This window comes from Rossellomorea sp. SC111 (genome assembly GCF_024733565.1).
Taxonomy (GTDB): Bacteria; Bacillota; Bacilli; order Bacillales; family Bacillaceae_B; genus Rossellomorea.
Genome location: NZ_JANIOC010000001.1, coordinates 152,810 through 164,745 on the forward strand (window position 1 = coordinate 152,810; position 11,936 = coordinate 164,745).

12 protein-coding genes are annotated in these 11,936 nt (G+C 44.3%); all 12 read right to left on the reverse strand.

Translation table 11 applies throughout. The annotated features are described in order from the left end of the window. Positions 1–43: 43 nt before the first annotated feature. On the reverse strand, positions 44–1,336 hold the full coding sequence (gene aroA / locus NQ095_RS00845) for a 3-phosphoshikimate 1-carboxyvinyltransferase (RefSeq protein WP_258261634.1): 1,293 nt from the start codon (positions 1,334–1,336) through the stop codon (positions 44–46). Positions 1,337–1,348: 12 nt separating this feature from the next. Then, entirely contained in the window at positions 1,349–2,452 is a 1,104-nt protein-coding gene (locus tag NQ095_RS00850; protein WP_258261635.1) for a prephenate dehydrogenase, read from the reverse strand. A 681-nt stretch (positions 2,453–3,133) separates the two neighbouring features. Continuing rightward, positions 3,134–4,234 (reverse strand): histidinol-phosphate transaminase, encoded by a 1,101-nt coding sequence (hisC, locus tag NQ095_RS00855; protein ID WP_258261636.1) that lies wholly within the window; start codon positions 4,232–4,234, stop codon positions 3,134–3,136. Positions 4,235–4,270: 36 nt separating this feature from the next. Next, positions 4,271–4,636 (reverse strand): chorismate mutase, encoded by a 366-nt coding sequence (gene aroH / locus NQ095_RS00860; RefSeq protein WP_258261637.1) that lies wholly within the window; start codon positions 4,634–4,636, stop codon positions 4,271–4,273. A gap of 53 nt (positions 4,637–4,689) precedes the next feature. Next, positions 4,690–5,772 carry a 3-dehydroquinate synthase gene (gene aroB, locus NQ095_RS00865; protein WP_258261638.1) on the reverse strand — a complete coding sequence of 361 codons (1,083 nt, stop codon included), beginning with the start codon at positions 5,770–5,772 and terminating at the stop codon, positions 4,690–4,692. 4 nt (positions 5,773–5,776) lie between these two features. After that, the gene (gene aroC, locus NQ095_RS00870; RefSeq protein WP_258261639.1) at positions 5,777–6,949 is read right to left on the reverse strand and encodes a chorismate synthase; all 1,173 of its coding nucleotides are present in this window, start codon (positions 6,947–6,949) and stop codon (positions 5,777–5,779) included. 561 nt (positions 6,950–7,510) lie between these two features. Then, complete coding sequence (locus NQ095_RS00875) at positions 7,511–8,284, reverse strand: CheR family methyltransferase (RefSeq protein ID WP_258261640.1); 774 nt, start codon at positions 8,282–8,284, stop codon at positions 7,511–7,513. Between the two features lie 146 nt (positions 8,285–8,430). Next, positions 8,431–8,877, reverse strand: coding sequence for a nucleoside-diphosphate kinase (gene ndk / locus NQ095_RS00880; protein WP_034758349.1), 447 nt, complete (start codon positions 8,875–8,877; stop codon positions 8,431–8,433). Between the two features lie 101 nt (positions 8,878–8,978). Next, positions 8,979–9,941 carry a heptaprenyl diphosphate synthase component II gene (hepT, locus tag NQ095_RS00885; protein WP_258261641.1) on the reverse strand — a complete coding sequence of 321 codons (963 nt, stop codon included), beginning with the start codon at positions 9,939–9,941 and terminating at the stop codon, positions 8,979–8,981. 27 nt (positions 9,942–9,968) lie between these two features. Next, positions 9,969–10,670, reverse strand: a complete 702-nt coding sequence (locus NQ095_RS00890) for a demethylmenaquinone methyltransferase (protein ID WP_258261642.1) — start codon at positions 10,668–10,670, stop codon at positions 9,969–9,971. Between the two features lie 6 nt (positions 10,671–10,676). Further along, positions 10,677–11,510, reverse strand: a complete 834-nt coding sequence (locus NQ095_RS00895) for a heptaprenyl diphosphate synthase component 1 (protein ID WP_258261643.1) — start codon at positions 11,508–11,510, stop codon at positions 10,677–10,679. Between the two features lie 199 nt (positions 11,511–11,709). Then, the gene (gene mtrB, locus NQ095_RS00900; protein WP_034758340.1) at positions 11,710–11,931 is read right to left on the reverse strand and encodes a trp RNA-binding attenuation protein MtrB; all 222 of its coding nucleotides are present in this window, start codon (positions 11,929–11,931) and stop codon (positions 11,710–11,712) included. Positions 11,932–11,936: the final 5 nt, after the last annotated feature.

Sequence of the window (11,936 nt, forward strand, 5' to 3'; positions counted from 1 at the left end):
TAGCCCTTTCAGACCAACCACCTCTCTCATTATGGATTCAGTATTATTTCGTCAACAGTTTGTTGATATGTTCAAAGAATGTCGGATACGAGATCTTTACGGCCTCTGCATCTTCCAAATATACATCTGAATCAGTCAACAGGGACGCGACAGCCAATGTCATGCCAATCCGGTGATCGCCCCAGGAATGGACTTCTCCACCGTGTAAAGGGGTTTTCCCCTCGATGATCATCCCGTCATCCGTACCCTGTATGTTTGCACCAAGCTTTCCAAGCTCCTTCACAACGGCATCGATACGATTGGTTTCCTTCACTTTTAATTCCTCGGCATCCTTGATGACGGTCTTCCCCTCCGCTTGTGAAGCCAAAAGGGCAATGATGGGAATTTCGTCGATCAAAGAAGGAATCAGGTCCCCTCCGATTTCAATCCCTGTAAGTTTGGACGTTTGCACCAGTATATCACCGACCGGTTCACCTTCGTTTGATTGCTCCATGACCTCAATGGACGCACCCATATTCTTCATCACTTCCACAATACCGGTCCGCGTTTCATTTAGTCCGACACTCTTCAACAGTACTCTACTGTCAGGAACAATGGCTGCGGCCACCATGAAAAAGGCAGCAGAAGAGATATCTCCGGGTACATAGATTTCTGTGCCTTTCAATACCTGTCCTCCCTTAACTTTAATGGTATCTCCGTGCTTATCAATCGTTCCGCCAAATTCTACGATCATCTTTTCTGTGTGGTTCCTCGTCTGCTCTCTTTCGACTATTTCAGTGATTCCTTCCGCCTGAAGCCCGGCAAGTATGAGGGCGGATTTCACCTGGGCACTTGCCACAGGTAACGAATAATGGATTCCTTTCAGATTTCCGCCCCTAATGGATATTGGGGTGAAGTTTCCTCCCGAGCGGCCATCTATCACTGTCCCGAATTGCTTTAAGGGCTCTGTCACTCTCTTCATGGGCCTTTTGGCAATCGAGGAATCACCTATCAGAACCGAATGAAATGGTCTTCCCGCCAGAATTCCCATAATGAGACGGGTCGTGGTCCCTGAATTCCCCACATCAAGAATGTCAATGGGTTCTTTCAAGTGATCCCAGCCATTACCATGTACGATTACTTCACCTTCAGAGACCTCTATCTCAACGCCTAATTTACGGAAGCAGGAAATCGTGCTTAAACAATCCTCTCCCATAAGAAAATTATGTATAACCGTTTTGCCTTCAGCAACAGCCCCAAACATAATGGAGCGGTGGGAAATCGATTTGTCCCCGGGTACTTGAAGCTCTCCATTCAGACCACTGTTTGGATTTGAAAGTCTTTTCTTCGCTTCCATCCTTATCACCCTTTATCCTAAGAATAGTTCATAATTTGTTTGTTCTCTTAAGCAGTTCAAAGCTCTTTCTCTATCTTCCAATGTTTGAAAACTGATTGCTAATACTCCGTATATATCTTCTCTGGTTTCCATTATCCGGATATTCGTCAAACTGATTTTCTCCTGTGCAAGATACCCTGTCACTTCGGAGATTACCCCTGGATAATCCGGGACATCCACAAATAGATCATAGAATGAAGGAATGGCCCCTTTTTCTAAGATCGGCAGCTCATCCCTGAATGTCTTCGCATCGTTAAAATAATCGTATATTTTCTGTGAATCATTCAGTTCGATGAGTGATACGACCTCATCCATCTCCACTTTCCACTCCCTTAAGAGGGAAAGCAGGACCCCTCTGTTCTGAATCGTGATATCTTTCCACATCGTTGGGTTGGATGAGGCTATACGGGTTATATCACGAAAGCCTCCTGCAGCAAGCCTTCTCAAATAGGGGTGTTCAGTCGAAGAACCCTTCGCCTGATGAACCAGTGAAGCCGCAACAATATGAGGAAAGTGACTGATCATACCCGTCAACTCATCATGTTCCCTTGGTTCTACTATTAAGAATTTTGCATGAGTTCCCCTCAGCCAGTCTTGAAGCCTGCCTACGTTTTCCTCTGCCACCCCGGATCCCGGCGTAAGCATATAGAAGGCATTTTCAAATAAGATTTCTTTCGCAGCTGCCACACCGCTCTTGTGAGAGCCTGCCATCGGGTGGCCCCCGATAAATTGAATTCCGTTTTTGGTCAGCCTTTCCGAACATCTCATAATCTGTTCCTTTGTACTGCCTGTATCGGTGATCAAGACATTTTCTTTCAAGGAAAAGGACTCAAATTGCGTAAGTATCTTTTCTGTTTGAAAAACAGGTGTAGAGATAACAATGAGATCCGCTTGTTCAGCGGCAGTCTGTAAAGAAAGGGACATCTCATCGATTACCCCCAGTGATCTTGCCAGCCTTAATTCTTTATGATTCACATCATGACCAATGATTGTGGCATGTGGATGTTCTTTTTTTATGCAGAGTGAAAGGGAGCCACCGATCAGCCCCATCCCAATGATCAACACTGTTCCATTCATCGTTTCCCCTCCATTTTTCTATTTAGCTCTTTTCGCAAGGATTGTTGTTTTCTATAGGAACTACTAAGGTTCTGTCTATGTGTGTATGGATAGATGGTGAGGGGAACGGCTTCGCTTTCCGGCGGACGAACGGCCAAGCCTCCTCGCATTCGCTGCGGGGTCTTGTCTCGCCCGTTTTTCCGCAGGAGTCTACGCCGTTCCCCCCCATCTATATGAGATAGCGTGACAGAGCTTACCAGTGAATGAAACAGCATTTACTTTTCAAGCTAAAATCGACCACTCCACACATAGAAAATGTTGTTTTTTAGAGGAGTACAGAAGTAGATTAATCCTCCATACCAATAAAGTTGATTGTAGCGGAAGGTGCTCGACTCCTGCGGGAAACTACGAAAAGCGGAGGCGGCTTGCTCAGCCCCGACAAGCATAAGCTGAATGGGCCTAAGAAGGCGTTTTTTGTCTTCTTGGATCATTTAGCTTATGACCTCGAGGGGCTAGCCGCCGGAGCTGGACAAGGGTAGGACACCACTTGAAGCCGAGGAGGCTCACCGCCAGCCCCGCGGAAAGCGAGCACCTGAAGCGGAAATCAACCACTACTCGCTACCTTACATAGCAACAAAGTTTACGAAAAGAGCCTTCTATTTAAAAGAAGCCGGAAAGGACCAACGCCCCTCCGACCGCTCATCATGTTTGTTTCTGAAGCAGCAGAAATTCCGTCATTTTCTCGATGACTTCTTTATTTTGATCATGGGATCCGACTGTTATCCTGACAGAATGAGGGTATCCAAGTGCTTCTCCGGACCGGACGATATAGCCCTTGCTCATCAAGTATTGAAATACTTCGTCTCCACTTACGCCGAAGTCGATCAATACGAAGTTCGCTTGAGATGGGACATAGGCGAGGCCGTATTCCTCACTGAAGCGGTAATACTGCTCTAGTCCTTTTCGGTTCTCCCTCCTGCATTCCTCGATGAAGGTCTGATCTTCGATGGCCGCTGAAGCCGCGCCTTGAGCCAGTGTATTATTATTGAAAGGTTCACGGATCGGCTCCAGTTTCCCGATCACATCTTTATTGCCGATACCGAATCCCACTCTGAACCCGGCAAGGCCATATGCTTTTGAAAAAGTGCGTGTAATCAATAATTGAGGATATGACTTTAACAATTCCAGAGAATCATAATAATCATCCGCTACTACATATTCATAATAAGCTTCATCTAATACGACAAGGACATGGGGAGGGACTGCGTCCAAGAAGGAAATGAGTTCGCTATTACGGATATATTCCCCTGTTGGGTTATTGGGCGAGCATAACCAGACGACCGAAGTGGTATCATCAATTTCTCCCAGCATTTTGGCCAGTTGATGCTTTCCTTCCGCATCCAAGGGAACTTCACGGACCTCTGCTCCTTCAACGATGGCATTATGCTTATATTGAGGGAAGGTAGGGGTTGCCATAACCGTGCTTTTACTTCCATCCAGTAAAGCCCTTGAGATGATCTCGATCACTTCATCCGAGCCATTTCCAAACAATAATTGTCCAGGTTCCACAGATAAATGTTCTGCCACCTTAAAACGCAACTCCTTCGCATAACCGTCAGGATAGAGCGCATGTGAAAGGGCATTGTTTTTCAGATATGTTTCAACGTTCCTGGAGCATCCAAAGGGATTTTCATTCGATGCAAGCTTCACTACTTTTTCAAGGTTGAATAACTCTTTTACATCATCCATCGTTTTTCCTGGCTGGTATGCTTTAAGATTTTGAATCTGGGATTTCCACTTCATGTTTAACTTCCTTTCAGTCGTATTCATAATGGCCGCCTATTTCTTATTCAAGTCAGGACGAAGGCTAACTGCATTTTTCATATAAATATGTTGGATGTCACTCTGAGGTGTTGAGGTATTATAGTGAATCATCACTCTGATGCAGCGCGACAGTCCATCAGGTACGTCCAATTCCTGCATGCACATAACGGGGACATATTTCCACTCTTCAAATCCCCTTAATGCTTTGGCTGGAAACACGCTTGTAATGTCATCTGTTGCAGAAATAAAAACGGATGCGACATTTTCTGCCGTAATGTTATTATGTAAAATCATTTCCTTTAAGAGACTTTCAGTTGAAAGGAGAATTTCCTTTTCATTATCACGATCTGCTGTAGTGGCGCCTCGAATTCCCCTGATCATTCTTCCACTCTCCCTTTTTTCTTGATATTCTATACATTCTTTAACGCCGGGATCTATAACTTCCGAATGTATGCATCCGCCTGCTTTAAATCATTCTCCGTAACGTCTGTCAATACGGGTTCACCGATATCCTTCAATAACACGAAAACCGGATTGCCGTTCAGGGACTTCTTATCACGCTTCATCCCTTCATATAATGCTTCAAAACCGATGGTGGAAGGAACCTTCAGATCGTACCCAAGAGACTTGATCCAACCTATGAAACTCTCCATGTCAAATGAGAGGTTGCAGTAGCGTTTACTGAGATACAAAGCATAGACCATCCCGATCATCACCGATTCCCCGTGTGTCCGATTACCATAGCCGCTTGCGCTTTCAACTGCGTGCCCGTAAGTGTGTCCAAAGTTCAAGAAAGCCCGGATATTTGACTCCCGTTCATCCTTTGATACAATGTCACCCTTTACCTGTATTCCTTTAATCAGGCAATCCGTTAAAAAGCTTTCATCCAGTTTTGCGGGAGATCGGAAAGAATGCATGAGATTCTGTAAGAAATGATGATCCGATAAGAAGGCATGTTTGATCACTTCAGCGAATCCCGATAGAATTTCCGTGTTGGAGAGGCTTGAAAAGTAATTCAAATCAAAGAATACGCCTTCCGGCTGATAAAACTGACCGACCATATTTTTCCCCAGCGGGTGATTGATTGCCACTTTCCCTCCCACTGCACTGTCATGGGCCAGTATCGTTGTGGGTACGCTGATGAAAGGGATTCCCCTCATATAGGTGGAAGCGATAAAGCCCGCAAGATCACCTATGGCACCGCCACCGAAAGCAATTACGATGGATTTACGATCCACATGATGCTTGAGTCCGTGGGTTATCGCTTCTTCATATGTGGCAAAGTTCTTCGCTTTTTCCCCTTTGGGAGCCTGATAAATGGTTACATCAAAGGACTGACCGAGATCTTCTGAGAATGTTTGCCCATGGAGGTTATATACTGCTTCATCGGCAATGAGCCATAGCTTTGATACATCAGGGAAGGACTTCTCAATAAAAGAAACAATCTCATTCGTGATCTCCACTCCAATATTCACGTCATATGTCTTGGAAGCAGTTTGAATGGTTACCTGTTTCATTTCATTAATACTCCTTTGAATCCTGACGTTGTCTATCGATATCCTGACGAAGTTTCTCAAACTGATCACTATTGAATTGTTCGACGATGCCAGAAGCAAGTTCCCATGCCACTACGGCTTCTGCCACTACGCTTGCAGCAGGAACCGCACAGCTATCCGATCTTTCGATGCTTGCTTTAAAGGGTTCCTTCGTTTCGATGTCCACGCTCTGTAAAGGCTTGTACAAAGTAGGGATCGGCTTCATGACCCCTTTGACACGTATCGGCATTCCTGTTGTCATACCGCCTTCAAATCCACCTAATCGATTCGTTTTCCGGTAGTACCCCTGCTCTTCACTCCATGCTATTTCATCATGCACTTCGCTACCAGGCTTTCTGGCCATTTCAAAGCCCAAGCCGAATTCGACTCCTTTAAATGCATTGATACTCATGACCGCCATTGCAATTTTCGCATCAAGCTTACGATCATAGTGAACGTAACTTCCCACTCCTGCAGGCATCCCTTCAACGATGACTTCCACCACTCCGCCTATGGAATCCCCATTCTGCTTCGCTTCATCAATCAGGTTCATCATTTTCCCTGCGGCTTCTTCATCCAGACAGCGAACAGGAGATTCTTCTGTGATCTCTCTCAGTTCATTCATAGAATTATAATGAAGCTTCCCGGCTTTAATGCCCCCAATCTCAAGAACATGTCCGACGACTTCAATATCCAATAGTTTCAATAGCTTCTTGGCAACAGCTCCTGCTGCCACTCTTACAGTCGTCTCCCTTGCAGAAGACCGTTCCAGTACATTTCTGAGATCTCTATGTCCATATTTCATTCCTCCGACGAGATCCGCATGCCCGGGTCTCGGCCTTGAGATCTTTCTCTTTACTTCTTCTTCTCCGCCCTCAAGAAGGGGCTCGATGCCCATCACCTTCGTCCAGTGAGTCCAGTCTTTATTCTCCACCACCAGGCCTAATGGGGAGCCGAGAGTATATCCATGTCTCACCCCGCCGACAATCGAGGCACGGTCCTTTTCAATCTGCATTCTTCGTCCGCGTCCATAGCCTTTCTGCCTTCTTGCCAGGTTTTCATTTATATCTTCAGCTTCAAGCGGCATTCCTGCCGGCAGCCCTTCAATGATGGTGGTTAACTGTGGTCCATGTGATTCTCCAGATGTTAAGTATCTCATTTACTTTCCCCCTTCAACTCGTTAAAGAATTATGTACCAATATAACATAGAATTTATATTCTTTCCTAGTCCTTACGTTTAAAAACTTTTCTAATATTCTATTTTCCTATATAGAAGTTCTATTCAAACTAATATTAGCAAGTGGTGGTTGATTTCCGCTCCAGGTGCTCGCTTTCCGCGGGGCTGGCGGTGAGCCTCCTCGGCTACGCCTGTAGGGTCTCACCTGTCCAGCTCCGGCGGCTAGTCCCTCGAGGTCATAAGCTAAATGGGCCAAGAAGGCAAAAAACGCCTTCTTAGGCCCATTCAGCTTATGCTTGTCGGGCCTGAGCAAGCCGCCTCCGCTTTTCGTTCTGTCCAGCTTTTCCCGCAGGAGTCGAGCACCTTCCGCTTCAATCACTTATTCTGAGAAAGATTTTTATAAAAATCCCATAAAATAGAGCCTTAGTAATAATAGCTCTTAAAAATAAATACGATGTTAACCCAGCATTCTTAGAATTCTATTCTTAATCTTTTAAGGGATCAAGAAAGCATTCAAGTAATGCGGATTGACATCGTCGTTGTTTATATTTTCTTGTAGAAGAAGGTGTCTTCTGTTTCGAAGCCGTATTGTGAGGGATTGAAGATTTGTTCTGTGCTGCCTACGAAGAGAACGCCGCCTGGCTTTAGTGAGGCATTGAATTTATGGTAAAGAAGGTGTTTGGCCTCTTCTGTGAAATAGATCATTACATTTCTGCACACGATCAAGTCGTATTTTCCTTCGAATTGGTCCGAGAGCAGGTTTTGCTGCTTAAAGGTCACTGTTCTCTTCACTTTGTCCTTCAGTTTGAACAAGGGTCCTTCCTGGGTGAAATGGATTTTTTTCATTTCTTCCGGAATCTCAGATAGTGACCTTTCCGGATAGACCCCGTTCATGGCCCGTTGAAGGGCATTTTTGTCTATGTCTGTGGCGATGATGGAACCGGTAGAAAGGGGAATATACTTTGACAGCATCATGGAAAGGGTGTAAGGTTCTTCACCGGTTGAGCATGCTGCGCTCCATACTTTCAAAGTTGCAGTCCCATCTAACAGTCTCGGGAGGATCTTTGTCTCGAGTATTTCCCAACGCTTGTAGTTCCGAAAGAATTCTGACACGTTGATGGTCATACGATCCAGGAACCCTTCCATTTCCTCTCTATCCCGATTCAACGCACCAAAGAATTCCTGAAAGCTTCCAAATCCTTTCTTTTCATAAAGGGCAGTCAGTCTCCTTTTCATCTGTGCTTCTTTATAAAGAGAAAGATCAATACCCGTTTTTCGTTTAATCCCTTGAATAAATTCTCTATAATCATTTGACATTCGGATCCACACTCTCTTTGCTGCGATAAAGGTATAAAGCTATATTATCTATATCGAACGTTTCAATGAAATGTTAAACCTTTATCCATAGAAAAAAGCAAGCCGCTGATTACGACCTGCTTCTAAATTGTAAAGGCTTACGAATATTAGTAAACCCACTCATTCATTAACTTGGAATATTCAACCAGTTCTTCTTCTTTGAAGAATAGACCGATTTCTCTTACAGCGCTTTCAGCAGAGTCAGAACCGTGGATGATGTTCTTGCCGACAGTCAGACCGAAATCACCGCGAATCGTACCAAGAGCGGCATCTTTAGGATTAGTAGCCCCCATCATGCCACGTGCAGTAGTGATGACGTTTTCACCCTGCCAAACCATTGCAAATACAGGTCCTGAAGTAATAAAGTCAACAAGTTCCCCGAAGAATGGTCTTTCCTTATGCTCACCATAATGTTCTTCGGCAAGCTCGTTTGAAATGCTCATAAGCTTGGCACCGACTAATTGAAAGCCCTTTTTTTCAAAACGTGATACGATATCACCGATTAACCCTCTTTGTACGCCGTCCGGCTTTACCATTAAAAATGTCTTTTCCATCTTCCCCACTCCTAATATGTATATATGGAACTCTTAAGGACATCCCACGAAAATAGTAACACTGATTGGGGGTTTTGGCAACGTTTCCATTTTAAATTTTCTTAATATTTTCTCTTGCCGATATAGTTTGCGATATTTTTAAGGGTTTTCTTTACACGGTTATATGGAAGGTGCTCCAGATCTTTCAAGGCTCTATCAAGATACATCCTGCTGAGCTCATGGGACCGGTCAATGGCATCGGTAGCCAGGATGGAGGATATGACCTCTTTCATCTCGTCGGGGGTGGTATATTCCGTCACTCTTTCAATCTTTGATTTCAACTCCGGGTTTTCCATGGCATACAGAATCGGAAGGGTGATATTTCCTTGCCACAAGTCACTTCCCGCAGGTTTCCCCAGTTCTTCCTCACTTGCTGTAAGGTCCAGGATATCATCCGTGATTTGGAAACTCATTCCCACATTGTAACCAAATCGGTAAAGGCGTCTGTGAATCTCTTCAGGCGCTCCGGAAGAAATAGCACCAAGCTGGCAGCTTACGGCAATAAGCAAAGCGGTTTTCCTTTTAATCCGTAAAAGATAATCCCGCAGGTTCTGATCAAATCGATATTTATCTTCGATTTGAGCGATTTCACCCTTACATAATTCCACCAGTGTGTGTGATAAAATCTGATGTGCTTCAGGAACTTTTATAGATGTCATATATTCAAGGGCCCGTGCAAAAATATAATCCCCTGTATACATCGCAATACGATTATCCCATTGGGCTTTAATCGTCGGTTTTCCCCTTCTCAACTCTGCGTCGTCGATCACATCGTCGTGTACGAGGGAAGCCATGTGCATCAGCTCTAATGCTACCGCTACATTTTTCACAATATTAATATCATATTGTCCAAATTTTGCAGACAGTAATACAAACACCGGCCGGATTCTCTTCCCACCTGCTTGAAGAAGGTGAAGGGAGGCTTCTTGTAAAAGCCGGGATTCTGACTCTATCGCTACTTCCAATTCCTTTTCAATTTCATCTATATCCGTTTTAAGAAACGAATACATCCTGTTTAGCTTCATAGTTTTTCCACCTAATTTACGAATTTCTTACTTTCTGCCGGCATGCATAGCAGCAACCCCGCCACTATATGGCTTCACATGTATGTCTTTAAAGCCGGCTTCTTCAAACATCTGTGCAAGCTCCTTCATGCCCGGAAAATCCCTGGCAGATTCCTGCAGCCAGGAATACTCATTAAAGCTCTTGGCAAATATCTTCCCGAACACGGGCATCACAAAACGGAAATAAGCGTAATACATCTGCTTGAAACCAAACATGGTCGGTTGGGAGGTTTCAAGGCAGACAGCCATCCCTCCAGGTTTCACTACGCGGTTCATTTCCTTCAAGACGTGAAGATAGTCGGGTACATTACGTAAGCCGAAGCCAATGGTCACATAATCAAACGTGTTATCGTCGAAAGGGAGCTCCATGGCGTTCCCATGAATCAATTCGATATTATTCAGGTGGGACTCTTCGACTTTCTCTTTACCGATCGAAAGCATATTTTGACTGAAATCAAGACCAACCACACTGCCGGAATCACCAACTTCTTCCCCCATGGCAAGCGTCCAGTCCGCAGTACCGCAGCACACGTCAAGAGCCTTGGAGCCGGGCTTCACATTCATATGCTTCATAGTATCTTTTCTCCATTTTATATGCTGTTGGAAACTGATTACGGAGTTCATCTTATCATAATTGGAATAAATTTTTTCAAATACTCCGTGGACTTTTTGTTCTTTCGACTGCTGCATGTCGTTTTACCCTTCTTCCGCGTATAGTTTGGTCATTGGTTCAGGCTCCATATAAGGTATCAGCTCTACGATAAGCTTCTTAAAATAGGGCGTGTCCGGCTCGATGGTCTCTAACTTCGCTTGGACCTTTCTCTTTGTCACTTCTATGAGTTCATCTATTTGAGACAGCAGATGACCCTTTTCTTCCTTCGTTAAGTGGAAGTCCGGTGCATCCTGGCCGGTTCGGTTGGACAAAGTGGTCAAAGCCCGTATAAAGCTCGTATACTGAGAATGCCCGAGACTGCTTTTCTCCTTAACGAGCTTCTTGTAAAGCAGGGCTTCTTCTACGATTTCAATCCATTGATTGCCTTCAAAGGAACGATAGAAGTTGGACACAATCGCTGATTCTCTCGTCTTTAATTTCTTCATGAGTTCAGCGATGCTCTTATGTTCGTCCTTGTATATGGAAATTTTGCTTTCATTTATTTCTTTGATCGCTTTTGCTAAATGTGAGATCAGTTCAACATCATCTGTTTCTGCGAGGATTTTATAATAGAGGCTGCTGAAATATACTCCAGCGAGTACTGTCAGTTGCCTTTCCTTCAAGGAATCACGTTCAGAGATTGTAACCTTTTCATGCGTATCAAGGGCTATCTGCAATAACATGGCAGTCGAAATCCACTGTACAACTTCTTTACTCATCGTCCGTCCTTCGCTTAAGAAAGGCAGGAGCAGAAAATAGATCCGGTCCCGGTCAATATACGGTTGATCGATGTATTCCTTTAGATAAGAGTGATGCAACTGCTCTTCTATGTATTGATGAATGATATTCGCTTGATGGTTACAATCAATGAATTTCATACCCTGTAATCCCCATTTCTACTATGTATCGGTCTAAAAATTTCAGCAATAAATATTATACCATAAAATACTCCACAATAGGGAACTTGACCTTATCCCTCTTAAGGAGAGTATAACAAAGGGGACGACCACGAAGCCGAAAACTCCTTAGTCCGTCCCTCCTTTATTTTTCTCTATCAGCCAAAAGCAGAATAGAAGATTATTTCTTATTATCACTCTCAACCTCGCCGTAACTGGTGACGATCGTCGCTTTCCCTCTTACTTTAATGGCGGATGTGTGATCCGTAAATTGGGCGATCATCACCTCACCTTTATCCAGCTTCTCTGAATGATGAAACCTGGTGTCCGTCCCTCTTGTCAGTCCGATCACATTCACGCCGTCTTCAATTGCTTTGATGACAATATAATCATTTGAATTCATTTGTC